The following is a 23,162-nucleotide window of genomic DNA, read 5'->3' as shown; positions in this document are numbered from 1 at the left end:
CATGACGCCGAATATCTATCAACAACTGGGGTTGAAAAAGGTCATTAACGCCTGCGGCAAAATGACCATTCTGGGCGTCTCAAGCGTCGCGCCGGAGGTCATGCAGGCCACCGCGCGCGCGGCTTCCGCTTTCGTCGAGATTGACGCGCTGGTGGAAAAAACCGGCGAACTGGTATCACGCTATACGGGTGCTGAAGATAGCTATATCACCTCGTGCGCCTCGGCGGGTATTGCCATTGCCGTCGCTGCCGCTATCACCCACGGCGATCGGGCGCGCGTCGCCCTGATGCCGGACAGTAGCGGTATGGCCAATGAGGTAGTGATGCTGCGCGGGCATAATGTGGACTATGGCGCGCCAGTCACCAGCGCCATTCGTCTTGGCGGCGGGCGCATAGTGGAAGTGGGGTCGAGCAATCTGACGGCCCGCTGGCAACTGGAAAGCGCCATTAACGAAAAGACCGCCGCGCTACTGTATGTGAAATCACACCATTGCGTACAGAAAGGCATGTTGAGCATTGACGATTTTGTACAGGTGGCGCAGGCCAACCACCTGCCGTTGATTGTCGATGCCGCGGCGGAAGAGGATTTGCGCGGCTGGGTGGCGAGCGGCGCGGATATGGTTATCTATAGCGGCGCGAAAGCCTTTAATGCGCCAACCTCTGGCTTTATCACTGGTAGGAAAACGTGGATTGCCGCCTGCAAAGCGCAGCACCAGGGGATTGCCAGGGCGATGAAAATTGGCAAGGAAAACATGGTTGGGCTGGTGTATGCGCTGGAGAATTACCACCAGGGCCAGACGACCGTGACCGCAGCACAGTTACAGCCGGTCGCGGAAGCGATTTCCGCCATCCATGGTCTTTATGCCGATATCGAACAGGATGAAGCCGGGCGTGCAATCTGGCGTATTCGTGTGCGGGTGAACGCATCTGAATTGGGGCTGAATGCGCAGGACGTCGAAGCGCAGTTGCGCGGCGGTGAGATAGCGATTTACGCCCGCAAATATCAGCTTCATCAGGGGGTTTTTAGCCTCGATCCACGCACGGTAGCCGAAGGGGAAATGGCATTGATTGTGGCGCGACTCAGGGAGATTGCAGAACATGCAGCAGATTAATTTTTATCGTCAGCGGGTAGCGATTAACGTGCTGGCAAAGGATATCGCCAACGCGAAGGCTATCTATGAAGCCGCCGAAGGCCATGCGGTCATTGGCGTACTTTCCGCGCAGTTCGCTACGGTAGAAGAGGGCGTGCCGGAGGTGAAACGCTGGATGGCGGAGGTGCCGTCAATCTCAGTGGGTCTGGGCGCAGGCGACCCGGCGCAGTACTACAAAGCGGCGATGATTGCCGCCCATACTCACCCGGCCCACGTCAACCAGACTTTTACCGGCAGCGGCTTCGCAGCGGGCGCACTGGCGGCGACAGGCGGCGAGCAAACACATATTAACGCCCTGGTCAGCCCGACGGGAACGCCTGGCGAGGTGGTGATTTCTACCGGCGTCAGCAGCAGCCAGGGAACGCCAGCCCGCGTTTCCTGTGAAGCGGCGGTACGCATGATGCAGGATATGGGCGCACATGCGGCGAAGTTTTTCCCGATGGGCGGCGAGAAGTCGTTACCGGAACTCTATGCGCTGGCGACAACCGCCGCCCGCCAAGGCATGACGCTCATCGAGCCGACCGGCGGTATCTCACTGGATAATTTCGGTATTATCCTGCAAACCTGCCTGGAGGCAGGCGTGCCGCGCGTCATGCCGCATGTTTACAGCTCGATTATCGATCCGCAAACCGGCAATACGCGCCCCGAAGACGTCATTCGGTTGATGGAGATAGTTAAAGCGCTGGTGTGAGATTTATCGCCGAAGAGCGCTGCGTTTACCTGGCCTACAGATGACGTGTATTTGTAGGCCCGGTTAGCGTTACGCTACCGGGCGATAATGCGTAGCAGGCCGGGCAAAAATGTACGTATTGCAGCCGTCAGTGATTCCCTTTCGGGCCTCCTCGCAGGGTTAAATTTTCCTGAATGCTGCCTGTATTTTTGGCGAGTACAGTGGCGTCATCTTATTCCTCAGGTGACGGATCGCCATGAAAAAAAGCCCCACGTCCACGCCCCATGATGCGGTATTCAAAACGTTTTTACGCCATCCGGATACCGCGCGGGATTTTCTCAATATTCATCTTCCCCATTCGCTAAGAATACGTTGCGATCTGACGACGTTGAAACTGGCGCCGGACAGTTTTATCGAGAAAAATTTACGCGCGTTTTATTCCGATGTCCTTTGGTCGCTAAAAACGTGTGAAGGCGACGGTTATATCTATGTCGTTATAGAGCATCAGAGTACGCCGGACGCGCATATGGCGTTCCGGTTAATGCGTTACGCGACTGCCGCGATGCAGCGCCATCTGGATGCTGGCCATAAAACGTTACCGCTGGTGATTCCCATGCTGTTTTACCATGGCGCGAAAAGCCCGTATCCCTTTTCGCTGTGCTGGCTGGATGAGTTTGACGATCCTGCACTGGCGCGTCAGCTTTATGCGACGGCATTTCCACTGGTAGACATTACGGTGGTGCCGGATAACGAGATTATGCAGCATCGACGTATCGCGATGCTGGAGCTGGTACAAAAGCATATACGTCAGCGCGACCTGATGGGATTGGTCGAGCGCTTAGCGGTACTTCTGATTACGGGAAACGCTAATGACAGTCAGCTAAAAGCGCTGTTTAATTATTTGCTAATACAGCATGGCAGCACGCCTCGTTTTGGCAAGTTTATCCGCGAGGTGGCGCGTCGTGTTCCCCAACACAAGGAGAGATTAATGACGATCGTAGACAGAATACGTGAATCGGGGCGCAGAAAAGGTAAGCGTGAAGGCGTGCAACAAGGCATACAGCAAGGTATACATCAAGGTAAGCAGGAGGAAGCCTTGCGTATTGCGCATACGATGCTGGAACAGGGGATCGAGCGAGAGATGGTGCTGATGATTACCGGGCTTTCTGACGAAGAGATTAAGGCAAAGCGCCATTAAACTTTTCCCTCTTCCGCCCGGTCATCGTGATTATCAACGGCGTTAAGCGGCCCGCGCGCGTCGACGGGAATCGAGGGAGATCAGAATCACTGACGAGAGAATGAGCAGCGTGCCCAGCCAGTCCGGCAAGGTAAAACTAATCCCCAACAGCAGCAGCGACAGCAGGGCGCTGCTTAACGGTTCCGCGCAGCTTAAAATGCTGGCCTTGGGGCCACCAATCAGTTGCGCGCCTTTCAAATACAGGCTGAACGTCAGCGACGTACCGATCACCACAAGGTAGAAAAAGGCCAGAATCAGACTGCCGCTCACCGCAAAGTGCGTTCCTTCTTTAGCGTAGAAGGGCAGCAGAATAAGGCCGCCAAAGGACATACTCCAGCCGACCACTGGCAGTGTGCCGTATTGGGCGATTAGCCTGGAAGGCCAGGTCGTATAAAAGGCGGCGGCAAATGCGGAGGCGATACCCCAGAACAGCGCGCCTGAAGAGATCGACAGCGATGTTGGATTGCCGTGAGTGACCAGTAAAAAGGTGCCGATAAGCGATGTAAGAATGGCGGTTAAGACCAGAATGCCTGGTCGTGTTCTTCGCGCTAATGCAAACCACGCTACAATAATGGTCGGCGATAAAAATTGCAGCACTGTCGCGGTGGCAGCATTGGATTTTTCAATCGTGAGCAGGAAGGTTAGCTGAACGGTGAGCGCGCCCACCACGGAGAAAATCAGCAGACTCAGTGCATCTTTGCGGTTTTTAAGAATTGAAAATATCTTATCGCCGTGCATAAAGGAGAAGGTCACCAGTATCAGCCCGGCGAATAACAAACGTATCATCGTCAGGAACTGTGACGACATACGGCTTTGCTCCATGATGTACTGCGCGCAAACGCCTGAACTCCCCCACAATACGGCGGCAATCAGGACGTTTAGCATCCCTTTTCTGGTGGAACCCATTTTTTCCTCGTCATGTTGTTTTATTTTTTTACGTGCAGGCATCATAACAGAGCTATCGCCGGCATTAAGCAGGAATTTATTGTTTAATGATTTCAGACGAGCCTGTTATTGACATAATATTGTCATTTTTTTGTCATAGAAAATATCAAACAAACTTAAACAAATCGTCACTATCCCCGCCTTTGCACTTTACAGAACATATTGACTGACTATAATAAGCGCAAATTCATGCAGGAGTAATATGTTGGACAGTCACTTTTACGTAAATCATCTGGCAAGTTAACGCACGCTATTCCTGCGCTGCTTGCCGAACCGGTGGGCAGCAATCTCCCCTTGTGACGATTGTCATCCCAATAATGTTACAACACGCGCATTGTCGCGAGGTAATCGTCATGTTCATGTTTAAACACGCTTTATTTCCTCCGCCGTTAACACGACGCTAATTGCCTCAGGGCAGAGATTTGTCGTGTGCTAAATATAGCACGTACTTATTCTTCCAGAAAAAATGGAGGAACGTATGTTAATGTTTCCTTATATTTTGAATTTACTGGCCGCTATGCTGTTGGGCGCGCTGATTGGCGCGGAAAGACAATGGCGTCAACGTATGGCGGGATTACGCACTAATGCGCTGGTGGCGACAGGCGCCGCCGTTTTTATTCTGAGCTCCATGACGACATCGCCAGACAGCCCCGGGAGAATTGCGGCGCAGATTGTCTCTGGTATTGGCTTTCTGGGGGCGGGCGTCATCATGCGCGAAGGGATGAATGTGCGCGGGCTGAACACTGCGGCAACGCTATGGTGTTCGGCGGGCATCGGCGTGTTATGCGGCTTAGGGCAGTTCAAAAATGCGCTGGCGGCGACGATCATTATTCTTTGTGCCAATATTTTACTGCGTGAAGCGGCGCAGCGTATAAATCAACTCCCGGTATCCGCCGAGGGAGAAAAACGTTATATCCTGAAAGTAACCTGTAATAAAGAAGATGAGAGCGAGGTTCGTCAGTGGTTACTGAATATCGTAAAAGAGGCCGCGATCTGTTTACAAGGGTTAGGTTCGGTCCCCGCTCAGGAACAGGGCTATAAAGAAATCCGTGCCGAGCTCGTGGGTCATGCTGATTATCGTAAAACGCGAGAACTGATTATATCCAGAATAGGTGATAACGATAATATCACCGCAATTCACTGGAGCATTGATAGTCAATAATAGTTTTTATTCAATTGCAACATTACGCCAGGCGTATAAGGAGGGAATGATGGATATTCCCGAGTCGATAAAATAAAACCCACTCAAAATAGTGAGTAAGCAATAACCTTTTTTATGCATAGATAATTCTCCCGGGGCATTCACCTTCAAATCGTGAGTTTGCTATTCCCTGGGCGTGATATGCAGGAAACACTACACCTTAATTTTGGGGATTCATCATGACTGACATGAACATTGAAAACCGGAAACTCAATCGCCCGGCGTCAGAAAATGATAAGCAGCATAAAAAAGTATTTCCGATCGAAGCGGAAGCTTTTCATAGCCCGGAGGAGACACTGGCGCGGCTGAACAGCCATCGTCAGGGCCTCACGATAGAAGAGGCCAGCGAACGGTTGAAAGTGTATGGGCGCAATGAAGTGGCGCATGAGCAAGTTCCTCCGGTGCTGGTTCAGCTTCTGCAGGCATTCAATAACCCGTTTATTTACGTTCTGATCGCACTGGCAGGGGTCAGTTTTATCACGGATTACTGGCTCCCGTTACGCCGTGGCGAAGAGACCGATCTCACCGGCGTGCTGATTATTCTGACGATGGTCAGTTTGAGCGGGTTATTGCGTTTCTGGCAGGAGTTTCGCACTAACAGAGCAGCACAGGCGCTGAAAAAGATGGTTCGCACCACCGCCACGGTGTTGCGTCGTGGGCCGGGCAATATAGGCGCGGTGCAGGAAGAGATTCCCATTGAAGAACTGGTGCCGGGCGATGTGGTTTTTCTGGCCGCAGGCGATCTGGTGCCCGCCGACGTCCGGCTGCTGGCGTCGCGCGATCTCTTTATCAGCCAGTCAATTCTTAGTGGTGAATCATTACCCGTAGAAAAATACGATGTTATGGCTGATGTGGCAGGTAAAGACAGCGAGCAATTGCCTGACAAAGATAAAAGCCTGTTAGATTTGGGCAATATCTGTCTGATGGGAACCAATGTAACCAGCGGCAGAGCGCAAGCGGTCGTGGTTGCGACGGGAAGCCGTACCTGGTTCGGCTCGCTGGCGAAATCCATTGTGGGTACGCGTACCCAGACGGCTTTCGATCGTGGAGTCAACAGCGTGAGCTGGCTGTTGATACGCTTTATGCTGATCATGGTGCCGGTTGTCCTGCTGATCAATGGGTTCAGTAAGGGAGACTGGGTAGAGGCTTCGCTGTTCGCGCTGGCGGTTGCGGTGGGGTTGACGCCGGAAATGTTGCCCATGATTGTCAGTTCCAACCTGGCAAAAGGCGCGATTGCGATGTCGCGGCGCAAAGTGATCGTCAAGCGCCTGAACGCTATTCAAAACTTCGGCGCGATGGATGTGTTGTGTACAGATAAAACCGGCACCTTAACCCAGGACAATATTTTTCTGGAGCATCATCTGGATGTGAGCGGTGTAAAAAGCAGCCGGGTATTGATGCTGGCCTGGCTGAATAGTAGCAGCCAGAGCGGCGCCCGGAATGTGATGGATCGCGCCATACTGCGTTTTGGCGAGGGTCGCATCGCGCCATCGACAAAAGCGCGCTTCGTTAAACGCGATGAACTGCCATTCGACTTTGTACGTCGCCGGGTATCGGTCCTGGTGGAGGATACGCAGCATGGAGACAGATGCCTGATCTGCAAAGGCGCTGTTGAAGAGATGATGATGGTAGCCACCCATCTTCGCGAAGGCGATCGTGTGGTGGCGCTGACGGAAACACGCCGCGAGCTGCTGCTGGCGAAAACCGAAGATTACAATGCGCAGGGATTCCGTGTATTGCTGATAGCGACACGTAAGCTGGATGGTTCCGGGAACAATCCGACATTAAGTGTGGAGGATGAGACCGAACTTACCATCGAAGGGATGCTCACTTTTCTCGATCCGCCGAAAGAGAGCGCCGGAAAAGCGATTGCCGCGTTGCGGGATAACGGCGTGGCGGTCAAAGTCCTCACCGGCGATAATCCGGTCGTGACGGCGCGTATCTGTCTGGAAGTGGGTATTGATACGCACGATATCCTGACCGGAACCCAGGTTGAGGCGATGTCAGATGCCGAACTGGCGTCTGAAGTGGAGAAACGCGCAGTATTCGCCCGGCTGACGCCGTTACAAAAAACGCGTATTTTGCAAGCGCTACAGAAAAATGGTCATACCGTTGGTTTTCTTGGGGATGGGATCAACGACGCGCCCGCGCTTCGTGATGCGGATGTGGGGATTTCCGTCGATAGCGCCGCCGATATTGCTAAAGAGTCATCAGATATTATTCTGCTGGAAAAAGATCTCATGGTGCTTGAGGAAGGCGTCATCAAAGGGCGGGAAACCTTTGGCAATATCATTAAATACCTGAATATGACCGCCAGCTCTAATTTCGGCAATGTTTTTTCGGTACTGGTAGCCAGCGCGTTTATTCCGTTTCTGCCGATGCTGGCGATTCATCTGTTGATCCAGAATTTGATGTACGATATTTCGCAGTTGTCGTTGCCGTGGGACAAAATGGATAAAGAGTTCCTGCGTAAGCCGCGGAAATGGGACGCGAAAAATATTGGTCGTTTTATGCTATGGATTGGCCCAACGTCTTCTATTTTCGATATCACAACCTTTGCGTTGATGTGGTACGTCTTTGCGGCTAATAACGTAGAGGCGCAGGCGCTCTTTCAGTCCGGCTGGTTTATTGAGGGTCTGCTCTCGCAGACACTGGTCGTGCATATGCTAAGGACGCAGAAAATACCGTTTATCCAAAGTCGGGCGACGTTGCCGGTATTATTGACGACCGGCTTGATTATGGCGATAGGCATTTATATTCCATTCTCACCTTTGGGTGCGATGGTTGGACTGGAGCCGCTGCCGCTGAGCTACTTCCCGTGGTTGGTGGCGACATTATTGAGCTACTGTCTGGTGGCGCAAGGCATGAAGCGCTTTTATATCAAACGCTTTGGCCAGTGGTTTTAATGATGTTTGAGGATCGCCCAGATGAATCGCTCACCCGATAAAATCATCGCGCTGATATTTTTACTGATTAGCCTGTTGGTGTTGTGTTTAGCCCTCTGGCAAATCGTTTTATAACGAGGTGACGCCATGCAAAAAAGAGGGTTGGACAAAATTTTTTATCAGGTTGTCCTGATAGCAATCATCCTGATTTTACTGACTATCTGGATACGATAAGCTGCTGTTGGCGAGCCCCGCTTAAAATAAGAATCGATGTAGTTGTTCTTTTTATGGCGGGGCGCTATTTTCATGGTATCCCACATCAGAAGGGCAATATCATGAATAATCGTCGTGGTTTAACCGCCGTCCTGGCGACGTTGATTACGTTTTCCCTGAGCGCTACGCCTGTGCTGGCGAATCCGGGAAATGGCAATGGCGGCGGACATGGTAATAACGCGGCTAATCAGGGTAATAACGGTAACGGACATAAAGGAAATGCCGGGCAAAAAACGGAACACCGTAAAAATGGCGGTAAACCGGATCACGTCGAGTCGGACATTAGCTATGCTGTCGCCAGGCAACTGGCAGTGAATTTAGGGCTGACGGGTTATCAGTCTTTACCTCCGGGGATTGCGAAAAATCTGGCGAGAGGAAAACCGCTGCCGCCGGGAATCGCTAAAAAAACGGTGCCGGCGTCTATGCTAGGACAATTACCTTATTATCCGGGCTATGAGTGGAAAATCGTTGGGGATAATCTGGTGCTGATCGCGCTCAGTACCGCGGTGGTCACGGCGATTATTAATGGCGTATTTGATTAAGAGCCTATCCCACCAGGCGTTATTGGCGCAGCCAGTTTGGACACGGACAGCGCGCAAAAACCGGAGCGTACACGTAGTACGTGAGGTTTGACTCGCTACGCTCGCCCTTCGGGCCGCCGCAAGCGGCGTTCAAAACGCTAACGCGTTTTGGCGAGCACTGCCCAGGACCAAAATGGCAAGTAAAATAGCCCCATTAAATGGGGCTATTTAGCCGCTTCAGGGCGTTATTTATGCGCGCTGAGAATCCAGCAGTTCATTATTTTTTACTACTTCCTGCGCTTTGGTATAACTTTCAATCAGTAGCTGATAGGCCGGGAATATTTTGGTATATACATCCGCCCATTCTGCGGCATCTTCCCTATTCCAGGTACGTTGCAGCTCAGAGGCTACCGCCGCGGTATCCATTGGTACTACGCCCGCCTGCACCACGCGGGCCATCGTAATTTCCTGCGCCATTTTACTGTACGTACCGGAGGCATCAATTACCGCAAATACCTTGTAACCTTCCGCGACGGCGCTGATGGCTGGAAAAGCCATGCAGACACTGGTAATAGTACCGGCGATGATCAGCGTTTTACGGCCTGTCGCTTTTACCGCTTGTACAAAATCGGCATTATCCCAGGCATTAATTTCCCCTTTACGCGCGACATATTGCGCGTGTGGCGCATTGGCATGGATTTCCGGAATCAGCGGACCATTCGGTCCCTGTGGTACGGATGCGGTAGTAATGACCGGCATATTGCATAAGGTAGCGATCTTAGCCAGCGCCGCGGCGCGCGCGCGTAATTCCGGCATCGGCATGTCGCCGACGGTCTGAAACAGGCCACTTTGGTGGTCAATCAGCAGCATTACTGCGTCGTTAGCATCAATGGCAGGGCGTTGACCGTTAAAATTCGCGGGTGTAGACATAATTCATTCCTTGTTGTTGCCTTTCACTGATAATCACTATCAGTGTTAAAGTCATTAATCGCCGGGGCGATTTCCGTTTTTAAGCTGATGACAGTAATCCGTTGCCGATTTTGGATTACCCTGTTGAGTTCTTTCTGAAGGAATATTCATCGGCATCACCTTCAGTCGATTTACTTTCACGCGAATCTGTTATCACAACAATATTCATATTATGAATAAATGTTTCTATTTTACATGTCAGAGAGGATTATTGATTGAAAAAACAGGCAATATCCCTACAAATTGTTTCTGATAGATAGTTTTAAACTTATTTAGTATAAATTTGAAATAGTTCAATTTAAGGATTAACTTATTTATATTTAAATAATATAAAGCGTAGCTTAAATATTAAGTGGGAAGCGTGCTGACATTAAGTATGGCTACTGTAACTCTTAATAACTTGAAAACTATCCCTACATGACGAGTGCTGCTTTTTTGGATATTACAAGCCATTATAGAGAACACGTTCAATAAAACCCTGTCTTTCATATGATATAGATTGTCAGGATATATTTTTTCATGATTTATATATGAGATATTAAAGCGTAGCGGCACAGTAAATTTGGCCACCTGATTAAAGGTGATATTCTCACCTCAATACAAAACAGGTGACTTAACGAACAAGAAAACCAAACGTACTTTCACCCCTGAGTCTGCTATAATGAGAAAAGCGGTGTCTACGCTTACCTGTTAATGTCTTATGCCTCTCGCTCTTCTATATGATCGGTATGTGCAGGGGACAATCCATGTCCTGCTACGCAGCCACAGCATCAGACTATACTCAGTGGTGTCTATTAACCCTCTCCAACTACGTTATGTTTTGGCATGGTAACAATGCGATGTTATGGATAATTAACGATAATATTGAATTTAATCCAGAAATGAATCGCCTGGCGTCATTATCGAGGCCAGATCTCAACATTATTCTGACAACGCCCGCCAGCCGCTGCTTGCGCCTTCTGCTGGAAAACGCCCCCTCCGTCGTCTCACAACAAACATTCTTTCAAAAAGTGTGGGAAGAAGACGGCATGGTGGTGTCGGCAAATACGCTTTATCAGAATATCTCCATTATTCGCCGCGGATTACGTACCGTTGGCGAAAATGAAGATACGCTGATAATCACGGTTCCGCGTAGAGGCTTTCAGATTGAGCCTGGTGTGAGCATCATGACCATCCGCAAAGACTTCGCTCAGACAATAGAAAAAAAGGGTGAGACGCCGCCGCGTATGTCAGAGCGTTGGTTTAAACATTATGTACCTGTACTTTGGATGACCGGGACATTTGCTGTCGGTATTTTGCTTGGCACTATCAGCTGGCAAACCGTTCCTGATAAGGATTTTTATGATCGCTACACGCTGGTTGAAACAACCCAGGGTTGTCATTTTTTCTCGCGGAATGAAGATATCGAAAGCGGTAGCCGCTTTGCAAGCTATAAGTCAATGATTCTAAAAACCGGTATGGATTGTCAGAAATACCCATGGGTCTATTTCCCTTCCAGCAGTCGCACCCCAGCGGTTACGGCATTGATTTGTCAGCAACCTTATAAAACGCGCGGTGATACAGGCTGCGTGACGCTTTTTTTCCGCGGGGTGGCTCATGGGTAAAAAGGCACTGATGTTAGCCTGCCTGACGCTACTGTTTCTGGGAGTAGGGCTTGGGCATCTTTTTCATTTATATACGGAAAAGAACCGGGATCCAGAGAAATGTACGGCGCCTGTGATTGTGTTTTATAACAACACTCAGGCTAACCTGACGCTGGACTTTATGTATTCGCTGAAAAAACGCACTGGGGTGGTTTCCATCAGCGGAACGTATTACGTCGATAATAAAATGAGCGGCGTGATCCGCCGTGATGTTTCCTATGTATGGAGTGAAAATAAAGACAGCACCCATTTTATATCGACGGATATCAACAAAGTCACGCGTGACGAAACACTGTCCGATGCGGTTATCGAGACGGTTTTACCCGATTTTTATGTCTATCCAGGGAAAAGTATCAGTTACACCATCCTGACTCAGGGCCATCGTGGCTTTATGTTCACCATCGGGAAACGCCCGATATTTTTCTGTACACATTAAGCGGTTTTGGGAGCCGTTCATGGAACGTATCAGCCAAATGAAAGCGCTTCCGGGTAAAAGCCGCTGAAGATCAGCGGCTCTGTTGTTACCTGAATCAGAAACTGTATTTAACCCCCAGTAGGCCTTGGGTATTACTATAGCCCTGGTCACCTACCTGTTGCGCCACGTTACCCCATACGTTCAGGCGCGGGGTAATTTGTCCTTCAATACCCACTTTCAGTTCACCAATATTTTTTGTACCACGCATATCGCTGCTGACATCGTCCATTTTCACGCTGGCAGGCTGCGTATTATGGATCCAGTTCGCCTCCACGAACGGCTGGAACTCTCGAGATTTATCGTCATCAATAGCGTTGTGGCCGTTAATATAGGCTTTTACGCCCATGCGGGTTAGCAGATTACCGGCGGTATCATCCTTCACGAGAGTACCGTTGGCTTCGCGATGGTCGTCAGCCTGCACGCCCATCCATACCACCTGCGCTTTGGGCTGCAACCAGTAGCTTTGATGCGCGCTTTCACCTAACCTGAAGCTGTAACCGGCTTCAACCGAGGCGGTAATTCCTTTGGATTTATATTTCTCAGCGGCCTGATCCTGACCCATGACCTTGTTATCAAACCAGTTGTACAGCATCCAGGTATCCACATAAGCCCCAGACCGATCGATATTGTTAGCATACCAGGTGCCGTAAAGGCCGACGCTGTAACCGGTGACTTGACCACGGGAATGATAGTCACTCACGGACGACTGCGTGCGGTTCTGGCTGTTGGCATAACCTGCCATTGCACCAATATGCCAACGGTCAAGACCGTCAGTGCTCCACTGTGCCAGATCGCCTCCCACTTGTAACACATAGCTGTTGATGCGGGTTTTTAGCTGCCCGCTGCCATCGTTGAAGCGAGTATGGGCGCCGACGTTACGCATCCACAGGCTGGTGACCTTCTTCTCACCCGTCAGCATGTCGGTGTACTGGGTTTCACCCAGACGGTCATGGAGACGCGTCATGAACAGCGTATTTGCCGCATAGTTGTTGGCAAGATAGCTGCCCACTTCCGGACGGAACTGATGTTCTGTTATCGGCGGTGTGTCAGATTGCCCTATGTCAGGAATGACCGGATCAGGGATGACCGGGTCTACTGGCTCAGGGTCTACAGGATCAGGGTCCACCGGATCGGGAATAACAGGGTCAGGGATGACCGGGTCTACTGGATCAGGGTCCACCGGATCGGGAATGACAGGGTCAGGGATAACAGGGTCTACTGGATCAGGAATAATCGGTTCGTCCGGCTCAATGTAGCTGGTCAGATACCAGTTTTTACCTTTCTGCACCACGTTGTAGTCATAGGCTCCGGCAACAATACGGCTTGCTTTTTCGAAAGTACCGTTGGAATTGCCAGCAACGTTAACAATTTCAATACCTTCAATGGTTTGCGCCCCGGCTCCTCCAATATTATTTACTGCAACAAATGTGTTACCTGAAGTATTGCCGAGAACCTGCAGCCTGTCCGTTTCGGAATCATCATCGTTGAGCACAGTATTAAAGACCAGCTTACCGCCGTTGCCTACATAATCTTCATTGATGGTGAGCGTTTGCCATGGCTCGCCATCTTCATGGCTGAAGTTAATGATTGCGCCACTATTCAGCGTCAGGTCAGTGAGCGTTGAGCTGCTGGTCATATTCCAGGTCGCATCGCTCATTTGTACAGAGATAACGCCTGTGCCCGCCGTAGCGCTGGTGATGTACGACGCCCCGTCCCACCGCGAGTTGTCCGTCATATTGAGCTTAATCGTACTGTTCTGCTGCGGTAGCGTACCGCTGGCAGCGGTGGCGCCAGCAGCACGAATATCACCGTCGATGACGAAACGTCCTCCTGAAGAACCGTCAACAATGCCGCCAGTCTCCGTGCTGATGGCGTAACTTTCGCTACTGTTATCGCCCGCCATAGTAATAGCCGCACCGCCTGCCAGATTAATGGCGCCTCGGGAGAGGGCGTATAAACCGGCAGGGGCTTTACTATAGGATGCAGCCTTACTGGCGCTGTTGACGCTAATAGTGGCATTATCTCCCAAATTAACGGTAGCGTTAGTTGCATATACCGCGTGTGCGCTGGCACCGTTCACCGTAATAGTAGCGTTGTTGCCAAGCTCGGTTCTGGAGGAGGATGCTGCGTAAATCCCCGTTGAGGATGCGCCGGAGGTTTCGATGGTTGCATCGTCACCCAGACGAATCAACGAACCGCTTTGTCCGGTACGTAGCCCCTCCGAACTGTCGCCGGTAGTAACAATATGTGCACGATTGCCGACGACAATCGTATTTTTGGCACGTGACGCATCCCGCATGGCGTTAGCTGTAATTCCACGTCCCTGGCTACCTGTTGTTTTGATATACAGATCGTCGCCGACGTAAATATTGGCCGATCCGGTCCAACCCTGGCCCAGTGAGTTATATCCGGCGTTAATACCGTCACCATCCTGACCATCCACGTAGATGCGGGTACGGTCACCGGTAATAATAAATACCGGGTTATCCGGAGTATTCGCGCCGTGAGTACGGATGCCATCGACGTCTCTACCATTATTCGCGGCATTCGCCGACTGCGTCCGAATGGTCAGGTCGTTGCCAAAAATCACGCCCGGACTTCCCGTCCCGCTGTTTTGAATAACCGTGACTGTGTGTTCAAACGCCTCCGCGCCCGGCCCATTAAGCGTGAGTCCATTGCCATAAACCGGGATGGTGCCGGTGTTCCACTGATAAACGTAGTTGGGCATGGTACCGACTTTGGTGAAACCGGTACTGGCCTGAGCGGGAATAATAGCCTGTAATTCCGGCGGCAACTGGCTGACCAGCCCACTGGATGGCAGACTATCAACGTCGACCCAGGCCGCCTGGGAGGGAAATACCATAGAGGCTAATGCTGCTGATACCGCTATGGCGATGAATGAGTAATTTTGGGGAGTTGGCATTCTGCCTCCTGCATTATGGCGTAAAGCGTCTTCCACATCGCAATAATATGGAAATAATAAAAATGGAAACGGATCTATAAAATATTTGATATTATTTTATGAATGCTATGCCCTAGCTTATTTTCAAGCCGCAGCTTATGCACATAAAGTTTCTTAATATCAATATTGTCAATATTTACAATCTGCTGAATACTTATTCCTGATACAAAGCGCTTCAGTAATATAAATTCCGTATAGTTAAGCGTTCGTCCACGTTTACTGTTGGCGAGCCGACCGGTAAACAAGCGGTGCATCTTTTGCTGTTGCACAATATCATCGTCATCGGAATAAATAATTCCTTGTATTTTATTGCTTTTCAAAATCCAGTAATTGGCCAGCGGAGTTAAACTTCTGTCAGAAATCAGGACAATATGCATACCACTGTTTGCCAGACTGTCAGCCCATTGTAAATCGGTAAATCGTCGAAGATTCGGGAAAGAAAAATCAACAAAGATAAAACCGCTGGATAAATGGTTGTGTCTATCAAGCAATAACTTTTCAATAAACCCTTTTTTCAGGAAAGCATTACCATCTGGCCAGATGGAAAATGCCGCATTATGACAGTATTGCACCCGTACTGCGCTGTCAGGGAATAATTGACAGGATAAATCGCAACTAATGCAATGGACAATTTGTGAAGGCTTTCTCATCATCCTGAACGACTCCCGTCGATGTTTCTATTAATATTTCATTGGTAAATAAATGTGTCAATCCAGATAATATACAGTGCTACGGCTGTCAAAAGTCGCGAATTATTGTCAGTGTCATAAACTCCTGGAAAGACCTAAAGTACAGCTTTAAGGAACCATGACAGATCCGACAGTCGTAATACATCATTTCGGATTCGTATTTCACCCATTGGGATTTTTATACAGTATCTCCAATATCAGAAAAAATCTTAAAACAGCACTATTTGCTAAATCATGAGAGTGATAAATAACGGTTCTCAATACCATCTGTCTGCTGCCTTCGTCACTATCGGGGTGATGTGATGAAATATAAAAGTAATTCCTGTAAACCTGTAATGAATTCTTATTATTAAAACCTAATTTAAGATTTTTTCTTTTATTGCATTGTTATTCAATGACTTAATGGTGACATTTGTGCTCTCATCAACTTCTTATATACAAATTTAAGACTATTTTATAGAGACGCATGTAAACTTTAAGGGGGTGTAATGCTAATGCCATGAGAAAATCTTGTAACTTAATGCCGGGGGTTATACCTTGCCAATAAGTTGATCTGACTTAATTCTGATCGTGACAGTCTGAGCAACCGACAGACTTATCGGTCGAAGCAACTTCAGCTTCTGGCTTCTCTTTTCAATTGCTCATTTGATGAAAACTCTTTCCCGGAGCACATTAGTGAGAAACAGAATGTGGTCAAACCTAATGTCCATAGATGTCGTCAGTCACTTCACAAATATCCGCCTCCTGGCAGATATCTTTAACCGCTCGTCCAGCTTCGACCAACTTAATTACGGCGATGTTCTGATGCTCAGTGAGACGGGCTTTATGCATAGAGATTCCTTCGTCAGCAGTTCGATGACGTGATCTCTAAATGTGAATAGCACGATTATGTGGGATACGTACAAAAAATTAAACTAACTGCCAGTAATATGAGTACCTGGTATAAGAATGTATACGGATATTTTACTACTGAAATATAATAATGGGGGGGGGTAAGAATAAACAGGACGTATGGGAGAACAAGGGTATAAAGATGAAATGCTTGCAGTATCTAATAGATAATAATGAAAAATCAGGTAACTGAGAAACTATTCAGTGTTTAGGTTGATGTGTTATTAAGTCGTTCAGCCGCTACAGCACATTATCAGGATAATTTTGTCTGGATAAAACGGAGGAGTGAATCGCCACAGGTTTAACAGACACCGCTGAGTCATTTAAGATGACTTAAAGAGAAGAGCCCATGAGCGGTAAATGTTATCCCGAAGCGTTTAAAATTAAAGCGGTAAAACAGATTATTGAGCGCGGCCATTCTGTTTCCAGCGTCGCAACACGTCTTGATATTACTACCCATAGTCTTTACGCCTGGATAAAGCCGCCACATTCACGACGGCATCATGTTGACCTGAATCTGACGGGGTATATCAGGCAGTTCTGGCTGGAATCGGGCTGTGTTTATGGCTATCGCAAGATCTGTATCGATCTGCGGGATATCGGGAACAATGTGGTGTAAACAAAGCCTGGTGGTTGATGCAACGTGTGGGGATAAAGGCTCAGGTCGGATACCGAAGTCCACGGGCGCGTGGCGATTCATTTTATTGAGGTCAGAAGAGGTTAATTGGCGGAAGATCACAGGAGTCGAACCTGCCCGGGACCGCTGGCGGCCCCAACTGGATTTGAAGTCCAGCCGCCTCACCGGAGACGACGATCTTCCGCGCCTCGATTGCTACATGGAGGCGCGCGCATTATAGCTACTTCCTGGCGTTTCCACATCCCCTCCCGTGCTTTTTTAACTTCCCTTTCCTTCTGCCATGATCGGTTTCATGTAAATCCCCATAAAATCCATTAGTTACATTTCATCACACTTTTTGACGCTACCCTGATCACAGAAAACAAGAATCGTAATTTGATAACTAAATAACGGAATATTCACGCTCGCAGGGAAGGTTTACAAAAACTGTAACCGGTATCAGTGGGCGTTGTGAGCGTTAAGGATGCGTAATGAAAAGTGAGATTCTCTCCGTTAAGGAGAAGATTGGCTATGGTATGGGCGATGCCGCCAGCCACATCATCTTTGATAACGTCATGTTATATATGATGTTCTTCTATACCGATATTTTCGGCATTCCTGCTGGTTTTGTCGGCACCATGTTTTTACTGGCGCGTGCGCTTGATGCCATCTCCGACCCTTGCATGGGCCTGCTGGCCGACCGCACCCGCTCTCGCTGGGGCAAATTCCGACCCTGGGTGCTGTTTGGCGCGTTGCCGTTTGGTATCGTTTGTGTGCTGGCTTATAGCACGCCGGATCTCAGTCTGAACGGCAAAATGATTTATGCCGCCATCACCTACACGTTGCTCACCCTTCTGTACACTGTGGTCAACATCCCTTACTGCGCGTTGGGGGGTGTAATAACCAATGACCCAACGCAGCGTATCTCCCTGCAATCCTGGCGCTTTGTGCTGGCAACGGCGGGCGGAATGCTCTCTACCGTACTGATGATGCCTCTGGTGAAACTGATTGGCGGCGAGAATAAGGCGCTGGGCTTCCAGGGGGGTATCGCGGCGCTCTCGGTGGTGGCGTTCCTGATGCTGGCGTTCTGCTTCTTTACCACCAAAGAGCGCGTTGAAGCGCCTGCCACCCATACCTCCATGCGTGAAGACCTGCGTGATATCTGGCACAACGACCAGTGGCGCATAGTCGGCCTGCTCACCATCCTGAATATTCTGGCGGTATGCGTGCGCGGCGGGGCGATGATGTATTACGTCACCTGGATATTGGGCAAGCCGGGCGTGTTTGTCGCCTTCCTCACTACCTATTGCGTCGGCAACCTGATTGGCTCGGCGCTGGCAAAACCGTTGACCGACTGGAAATGCAAAGTGAGCGTTTTCTGGTGGACCAACGCTTTACTCGCAGTAATCAGCGTGGCGATGTTCTTCGTACCGATGCACGCCACGATCGCTATGTTCGTCTTTATCTTCGTGATTGGCGTGTTGCACCAGTTAGTCACGCCTATCCAGTGGGTGATGATGTCTGACACCGTCGACTATGGCGAATGGTGTAACGGCAAACGCCTGACGGGGATCAGTTTTGCCGGCACGTTGTTCGTGCTGAAACTGGGTCTTGCCCTCGGCGGGGCGCTGATTGGCTGGATGTTGGCAGGCGGCGGTTACGACGCGGCGGCGAAAACGCAAAACAGCGCCACGATCAGCATCATTATCGCTCTGTTCACTATCGTCCCGGCCATCTGTTATCTGCTGAGCGCCGCGATCGCTAAACGCTACTACACCCTGAAAAGCCCGTTCCTGAAAACCATTCTGGAACAACTGGCGCAGGGCGCACACCGCAACGAACAAGAATTTCCCCATAAAGAATTGCAGAACTAAAGGAACAGACTATGAAAATTAGCGACGGAAACTGGCTGATCCAGCCTGGCCTTAATTTGATTCACCCGGTTCAGGTGTTCGACGTTGAACAGCAGGGGAATGAGATGGTGGTCTATGCCGCGCCGCGCGATGTCCGCGAACGAACCTGGCAACTGGATACCCCGTTGTTTACCTTGCGCTTTTTCTCGCCGCAGGAAGGAGTGATAGGTGTACGGATGGAACACTTCCAGGGCGCTTTGGATAACGGCCCACATTATCCACTCAATGTCTTGCAAGATATCAACGTAGAGATGCAGAACAACGCCGAATTTGCCGAACTCAAGAGCGGCAGCCTGAGCGTGCGCGTCACCAAAGGCGAGCTCTGGTCTCTGGATTTTCTGCGCAACGGTGTACGTATCACCGGTAGTCAGTTGAAAAATAACGGCTATGTGCAGGACACCAATAGCGGGCGCAACTACATGTTCGAGCGCCTGGATCTCGGCGTGGGCGAAACCGTCTACGGGCTGGGCGAGCGCTTTACCGCGCTGGTGCGTAACGGTCAGACGGTGGAGACCTGGAACCGCGACGGCGGTACCAGCACCGAGCAGTCTTACAAGAACATCCCGCTCTATATCACCAACCGTGGCTACGGTGTGCTGGTAAACCATCCGCAGTGCGTGTCGTTTGAAATTGGCTCCGAGAAAGTCTCCAAAGTCCAGTTCAGCGTTGAGAGCGAGTATCTGGAATACTTCGTCATCGACGGCCCGACCCCGAAAGACGTGCTGAACCGCTATACCCAATTTACGGGTCGTCCGGCGCTGCCGCCCGCCTGGTCGTTTGGCCTGTGGCTGACCACCTCATTTACCACCAACTACGACGAAGCGACCGTTAACAGCTTTATCGACGGTATGGCCGAGCGCAATCTACCGCTGCATGTCTTCCACTTCGACTGTTTCTGGATGAAGGCCTTCCAGTGGTGCGATTTTGAATGGGACCCGGTGACTTTCCCCGATCCGAAAGGGATGATTCGCCGCCTGAAAGCGAAAGGGCTGAAAGTCTGCGTGTGGATTAACCCCTACATCGGCCAGAAATCCCCGGTCTTCCAGGAGCTGAAAGAGAAAGGATATTTGCTAAAACGCCCGGACGGCTCCTTGTGGCAGTGGGATAAATGGCAGCCGGGACTGGCGATTTACGACTTCACCAACCCGCAAGCCTGCGAATGGTATGCCGACAAGCTGAAGGGCCTGGTGGAGATGGGAGTGGACTGCTTCAAAACTGACTTCGGCGAACGCATTCCAACGGATGTGCAGTGGTTTGATGGTTCAGATCCACAGAAAATGCACAACCATTATGCCTACATCTACAACGAACTGGTGTGGAACGTGCTGAAAGAGACCGTCGGCGTTGAAGAGGCGGTGCTGTTCGCCCGTTCCGCCTCGGTGGGCGCGCAACAGTTCCCGGTGCACTGGGGCGGCGACTGTTACGCCAACTACGAATCGATGGCGGAAAGCCTGCGCGGCGGGCTTTCCATTGGCCTGTCAGGATTTGGCTTCTGGAGCCATGATATTGGCGGATTCGAGAATACCGCGCCGGCGCATGTCTACAAGCGTTGGTGCGCATTCGGCTTGCTCTCCAGCCACAGTCGCCTGCACGGTAGCAAATCCTACCGGGTTCCGTGGGCCTATGACGACGAGTCCTGTGACGTGGTGCGCTTCTTCACCGAACAGAAGTGCCGGATGATGCCGTATCTGTATCGGGAAGCGGCGCGCGCCAACGAAGCCGGTACGCCAATGATGCGGGCGATGATGCTGGAGTTCCCGGACGATCCGGCGTGTGATTATCTTGATCGCCAGTACATGCTGGGAGATGCGGTCATGGTAGCGCCGGTATTTAGTGAAGCGGGCGACGTGGAGTTCTACCTGCCAGAAGGCCGCTGGACGCACCTGTGGCGCAACGATGAAGTGCAGGGCAGCCGCTGGCATAAACAGCAGCATGACTTCCTGAGCCTGCCAGTGTACGTGCGTGACAATACACTACTGGCGCTGGGCAACAATAGCCAGAAGCCCGATTACGCCTGGCATGAGGGTACGGCCTTCCAGTTATTCCATCTGGATGACGGCTGCGAAGCGGTCTGCGAAGTCCCTGCTACGGATGGTTCGACTATCTTTACGCTGCAGGCGAAACGCACTGGCAATACCATTACGGTGAGCGGCGAAGGCGAGGCGCGCAACTGGACGCTGTGTCTGCGTAATATTACGCAGATTAGCGGTACTAAATGCGGCTCATATGCGGGAAGTGAACTGGGCGTAGTGGTCACCCCGCAGGGAAATGAAGTGGTGATTACGCTTTAAATCTGAATCGCCGGATGGCGCTGTGAGCTGCGCTTATCCGGCCTAAAAATGAGCAAGAACCGTAAGCCCGGTAAGCGCCACCGCCACCGGGCAAGCCCTCAATTACAGCGCTGGCTCCGTTGACGTAACTTCCCCGCCGGACACCACGCCCGCTTGCATCGTCTGCGTTATCTGCTGCTTTTGTGCGTTGACCGCGTGTAATTGCCCATTTACCGTCGGTTTCAACGGCGCATCGGCCTGAATATTGCCGCTGGCCGTGAGCTGAATATTGCCATCGCCAGCAATCGGTAATGTCGGCCAGCCCCACTGCTGTAGCACATCCATTGGTACGCCGCGTCCGTTCAGGCTGATTTGCGTCTGACGCTGCGGCAGTTGCGATACGCTGGCAGTGGCTTCCAGTATCCCTTTTCCAGTAAACGCGCTCAGATCGCTGATGTTGACTGTGCTGGCATTAGCCGTCAACGACAGCGACGGGCGGCGCACATCCACACGGTTAAAGGTTGCCGCTGCGGCGTTGAGGGTCGCATTGCCGCTCCAGACGCCCCATTGATGATGTTGTACCAGCTCCAGGTTTGCGCCGTAGCCGTCCAGAGCGGTGATTTGCCACGGGAAGGCTGGGTCGATATCAATCACCAGGTTGCGGCTGGCGCTGAATTTTTTCAGCGTCAGGCTGTTCAACCAGTCGGGCAACGGCTTCATCCATAACTGCTTCCAGTTTTCCGGCAGCGTGTACTCCAGCCCGGCGATAGCGGTATCGTCCAGAATAAGCGCTTTGCCTTCGCGTAACCAGGCGCCGGAAGTTCTGACCATACCGCCTTCCCAGCGGGTGGTGAACTGGCGTAGCGCAACGCCCTGTGGTGAAAATTCGGCGTTCAGGATTGGATCGAGCAAGTGCAGCGAGCCGTAAATAAACTCGCTGGCGTTCATCGATAATTTACCTTCCTGACTTTGCCAGTCTTCTTTGCGCAGAGTCAGATTGCGCAAACTCAGGTCAAGATCGGTGACTGCCCAGTCTGGTCCTTGCAGGCTGGAGTCCGTCACTTCAAGACGACCAATCTGCAAAGATGGAACCGTAGTAAGCGGCGCGAAAAACTCGCTCAGGGATTTATCGCTTTGTAACCGAATATCATTCAGCCGCAGATTTTCAACGACCCAACTACCGTCAGCGTTACGCCGGGCGACGCCGGTTAACGCTCCGCGCGCCATATCGGCGCCGACGGTGTTTAACATCACCTGATTATGGTCGATACTGCCTTCAATAAGCACATTCGTGGCGGGAACGTCGTTTAACGTCAGCGAACCAGCGCTCAGTTGGATCTGGGCTTTATTGCCCAATACCCGACCGGCTTCGGGGCGCCAGGGCATAACGCCGCCGTTAACGCGCTGGGCGCTCAACCGCCATTCGCTGCCGGGACTATTGAGCGCCATATTGCGAAGTTGCAGGCGGTCGGCCTCAAACGGGAAAGGGGCGGTTTGCACTGAAATATTCAGCGTGCCGTCCTGTAACAGAATCGTGTCGACATGCAGCGGCGCGGTTAACTGGCGAATGCTCAGACCGATATCTACGGTTTTCGCGACCAGGGTAGCAGGCTGACCATCACGACCAAAGGTCACATTCTCCAGTAAAAGATGGGATGGGGCGGAAAAACGATGATCCATCACGTCGAATGTGAGGTGATAACCGCTGTTCTCTGATACCCAGTTGCTGATGTGATCTGCGCCCCAGCGCGTTTGCAGCAGAAAATAAAAGCCGAAAATCACCACTAAACAGGCGATCAGCACATAGAGAAGCAACCTCCCAATCAATTTCATGGTCTTCCATCCCGTGAAA

17 protein-coding genes, 1 tRNA gene and 2 pseudogenes are annotated in these 23,162 nt (G+C 50.9%); 13 read left to right on the top strand and 7 right to left on the bottom strand.

Features of this window, described 5'->3' with window-relative positions; genetic code table 11:
- The first annotated feature begins 1 nt into the window (after window position 1).
- The 3 genes from dgaE to J4614_RS16535 all read left to right on the top strand — a co-directional run bounded on the left by dgaE (window position 2) and on the right by J4614_RS16535 (window position 3,018).
- Window positions 2-1,111 carry a D-glucosaminate-6-phosphate ammonia lyase gene (gene dgaE, locus J4614_RS16545; protein WP_208293247.1) on the top strand — a complete coding sequence of 370 codons (1,110 nt, stop codon included), beginning with the start codon at window positions 2-4 and terminating at the stop codon, window positions 1,109-1,111.
- Window positions 1,098-1,841 carry a 2-dehydro-3-deoxy-phosphogluconate aldolase gene (locus tag J4614_RS16540; protein WP_001186150.1) on the top strand — a complete coding sequence of 248 codons (744 nt, stop codon included), beginning with the start codon at window positions 1,098-1,100 and terminating at the stop codon, window positions 1,839-1,841. The genes dgaE and J4614_RS16540 overlap by 14 nt, the downstream gene beginning before the upstream one ends.
- 235 nt (window positions 1,842-2,076) lie before the next feature.
- Entirely contained in the window at window positions 2,077-3,018 is a 942-nt protein-coding gene (locus J4614_RS16535; protein WP_000749540.1) for an Rpn family recombination-promoting nuclease/putative transposase, read from the top strand.
- A gap of 42 nt (window positions 3,019-3,060) precedes the next feature.
- On the opposite strand, the gene J4614_RS16530 is transcribed toward J4614_RS16535, so the two are convergent.
- A complete protein-coding gene (locus tag J4614_RS16530; RefSeq protein WP_000535970.1) occupies window positions 3,061-3,963 on the bottom strand; it encodes an EamA family transporter in 903 nt (300 codons plus the stop codon).
- A 505-nt stretch (window positions 3,964-4,468) separates the two neighbouring features.
- On the opposite strand from J4614_RS16530, the gene J4614_RS16525 reads away from it, so the two are divergent.
- The 5 genes from J4614_RS16525 (at window position 4,469) to cigR (ending at window position 8,903) form a co-directional block, all read left to right on the top strand.
- A complete protein-coding gene (locus tag J4614_RS16525; RefSeq protein WP_000392700.1) occupies window positions 4,469-5,164 on the top strand; it encodes an MgtC family protein in 696 nt (231 codons plus the stop codon).
- Between the two features lie 218 nt (window positions 5,165-5,382).
- On the top strand, window positions 5,383-8,109 hold the full coding sequence (gene mgtA / locus J4614_RS16520) for a magnesium-translocating P-type ATPase (protein ID WP_000131296.1): 2,727 nt from the start codon (window positions 5,383-5,385) through the stop codon (window positions 8,107-8,109).
- A 21-nt stretch (window positions 8,110-8,130) separates the two neighbouring features.
- The gene (gene mgtR, locus J4614_RS16515; protein WP_001082118.1) at window positions 8,131-8,223 is read left to right on the top strand and encodes a protein MgtR; all 93 of its coding nucleotides are present in this window, start codon (window positions 8,131-8,133) and stop codon (window positions 8,221-8,223) included.
- A gap of 12 nt (window positions 8,224-8,235) precedes the next feature.
- Complete coding sequence (gene mgtU, locus J4614_RS22270) at window positions 8,236-8,322, top strand: magnesium transporter protection protein MgtU (RefSeq protein WP_252515021.1); 87 nt, start codon at window positions 8,236-8,238, stop codon at window positions 8,320-8,322.
- 101 nt (window positions 8,323-8,423) lie between these two features.
- Window positions 8,424-8,903 (top strand): anti-virulence regulatory inner membrane protein CigR, encoded by a 480-nt coding sequence (gene cigR, locus J4614_RS16510; RefSeq protein WP_001065324.1) that lies wholly within the window; start codon window positions 8,424-8,426, stop codon window positions 8,901-8,903.
- A gap of 228 nt (window positions 8,904-9,131) precedes the next feature.
- Here the strand turns inward: cigR and J4614_RS16505 are convergent, their stop codons facing one another.
- On the bottom strand, window positions 9,132-9,812 hold the full coding sequence (locus tag J4614_RS16505; RefSeq protein WP_000106461.1) for an isochorismatase family protein: 681 nt from the start codon (window positions 9,810-9,812) through the stop codon (window positions 9,132-9,134).
- A 785-nt stretch (window positions 9,813-10,597) separates the two neighbouring features.
- On the opposite strand from J4614_RS16505, the gene J4614_RS16495 reads away from it, so the two are divergent.
- A complete protein-coding gene (locus tag J4614_RS16495) occupies window positions 10,598-11,455 on the top strand; it encodes a transcriptional regulator (RefSeq protein ID WP_023136629.1) in 858 nt (285 codons plus the stop codon).
- A gap of 10 nt (window positions 11,456-11,465) precedes the next feature.
- Window positions 11,466-11,930 (top strand): hypothetical protein, encoded by a 465-nt coding sequence (locus J4614_RS16490; RefSeq protein ID WP_001521985.1) that lies wholly within the window; start codon window positions 11,466-11,468, stop codon window positions 11,928-11,930.
- A gap of 94 nt (window positions 11,931-12,024) precedes the next feature.
- Here J4614_RS16490 and misL read toward each other — a convergent pair whose 3' ends face one another.
- The 3 genes and pseudogenes from misL to J4614_RS22175 all read right to left on the bottom strand — a co-directional run.
- A complete protein-coding gene (gene misL, locus J4614_RS16485) occupies window positions 12,025-14,892 on the bottom strand; it encodes an intestinal colonization autotransporter adhesin MisL (protein WP_023262790.1) in 2,868 nt (955 codons plus the stop codon).
- Window positions 14,893-14,966: 74 nt separating this feature from the next.
- Window positions 14,967-15,584: a helix-turn-helix transcriptional regulator gene (locus J4614_RS16480; RefSeq protein ID WP_000984812.1), complete on the bottom strand. Its 618-nt coding sequence runs from the start codon at window positions 15,582-15,584 to the stop codon at window positions 14,967-14,969.
- 756 nt (window positions 15,585-16,340) lie between these two features.
- Window positions 16,341-16,451, bottom strand: a pseudogene (locus J4614_RS22175) (transposase); the annotation flags it as partial.
- Window positions 16,452-16,860: 409 nt separating this feature from the next.
- Here J4614_RS22175 and J4614_RS16475 point away from each other — a divergent pair.
- Window positions 16,861-17,201: pseudogene (locus J4614_RS16475) on the top strand (transposase); the annotation flags it as partial.
- Between the two features lie 35 nt (window positions 17,202-17,236).
- On the opposite strand, the gene J4614_RS16470 reads toward J4614_RS16475, so the two are convergent.
- Window positions 17,237-17,331: transfer RNA gene (locus J4614_RS16470), tRNA-Sec, on the bottom strand.
- A gap of 287 nt (window positions 17,332-17,618) precedes the next feature.
- On the opposite strand from J4614_RS16470, the gene J4614_RS16465 reads away from it, so the two are divergent.
- Window positions 17,619-19,001 carry a glycoside-pentoside-hexuronide family transporter gene (locus tag J4614_RS16465; protein WP_000834258.1) on the top strand — a complete coding sequence of 461 codons (1,383 nt, stop codon included), beginning with the start codon at window positions 17,619-17,621 and terminating at the stop codon, window positions 18,999-19,001.
- Between the two features lie 11 nt (window positions 19,002-19,012).
- On the top strand, window positions 19,013-21,331 hold the full coding sequence (yicI, locus tag J4614_RS16460) for an alpha-xylosidase (RefSeq protein ID WP_000703011.1): 2,319 nt from the start codon (window positions 19,013-19,015) through the stop codon (window positions 21,329-21,331).
- A 102-nt stretch (window positions 21,332-21,433) separates the two neighbouring features.
- Here yicI and J4614_RS16455 read toward each other — a convergent pair whose 3' ends face one another.
- Window positions 21,434-23,143: an AsmA family protein gene (locus J4614_RS16455; protein ID WP_000766647.1), complete on the bottom strand. Its 1,710-nt coding sequence runs from the start codon at window positions 23,141-23,143 to the stop codon at window positions 21,434-21,436.
- Window positions 23,144-23,162 lie beyond the last annotated feature (19 nt).

The sequence above is a fragment of the Salmonella sp. 32031103-2018-00083-FB-01-SM-01 genome (assembly GCF_017571995.1).
GTDB lineage: Bacteria > Pseudomonadota > Gammaproteobacteria > Enterobacterales > Enterobacteriaceae > Salmonella > Salmonella enterica.
The sequence above is the reverse complement of the archived record's forward strand: the minus strand, read 5'-3'. Positions and strand labels throughout refer to the sequence as shown.

Bases quoted from the DNA above. Each gene is read 5' to 3' on its own strand.
- J4614_RS16480 (WP_000984812.1), bottom strand. From the start codon at position 15,584: ATGATGAGAAAGCCTTCACAAATTGTCCATTGCATTAGTTGCGATTTA.
- J4614_RS16465 (WP_000834258.1), top strand. From the start codon at position 17,619: ATGAAAAGTGAGATTCTCTCCGTTAAGGAGAAGATTGGCTATGGTATG.
- dgaE (WP_208293247.1), top strand. From the start codon at position 2: ATGACGCCGAATATCTATCAACAACTGGGGTTGAAAAAGGTCATTAAC.
- J4614_RS16495 (WP_023136629.1), top strand. From the start codon at position 10,598: ATGTCCTGCTACGCAGCCACAGCATCAGACTATACTCAGTGGTGTCTA.
- misL (WP_023262790.1), bottom strand. From the start codon at position 14,892: ATGCCAACTCCCCAAAATTACTCATTCATCGCCATAGCGGTATCAGCA.
- mgtR (WP_001082118.1), top strand. From the start codon at position 8,131: ATGAATCGCTCACCCGATAAAATCATCGCGCTGATATTTTTACTGATT.
- J4614_RS16525 (WP_000392700.1), top strand. From the start codon at position 4,469: ATGGAGGAACGTATGTTAATGTTTCCTTATATTTTGAATTTACTGGCC.
- J4614_RS16540 (WP_001186150.1), top strand. From the start codon at position 1,098: ATGCAGCAGATTAATTTTTATCGTCAGCGGGTAGCGATTAACGTGCTG.
- J4614_RS16490 (WP_001521985.1), top strand. From the start codon at position 11,466: ATGTTAGCCTGCCTGACGCTACTGTTTCTGGGAGTAGGGCTTGGGCAT.
- cigR (WP_001065324.1), top strand. From the start codon at position 8,424: ATGAATAATCGTCGTGGTTTAACCGCCGTCCTGGCGACGTTGATTACG.
- J4614_RS16505 (WP_000106461.1), bottom strand. From the start codon at position 9,812: ATGTCTACACCCGCGAATTTTAACGGTCAACGCCCTGCCATTGATGCT.
- yicI (WP_000703011.1), top strand. From the start codon at position 19,013: ATGAAAATTAGCGACGGAAACTGGCTGATCCAGCCTGGCCTTAATTTG.
- mgtU (WP_252515021.1), top strand. From the start codon at position 8,236: ATGCAAAAAAGAGGGTTGGACAAAATTTTTTATCAGGTTGTCCTGATA.
- J4614_RS16535 (WP_000749540.1), top strand. From the start codon at position 2,077: ATGAAAAAAAGCCCCACGTCCACGCCCCATGATGCGGTATTCAAAACG.
- J4614_RS16455 (WP_000766647.1), bottom strand. From the start codon at position 23,143: ATGAAATTGATTGGGAGGTTGCTTCTCTATGTGCTGATCGCCTGTTTA.
- J4614_RS16530 (WP_000535970.1), bottom strand. From the start codon at position 3,963: ATGGGTTCCACCAGAAAAGGGATGCTAAACGTCCTGATTGCCGCCGTA.
- mgtA (WP_000131296.1), top strand. From the start codon at position 5,383: ATGACTGACATGAACATTGAAAACCGGAAACTCAATCGCCCGGCGTCA.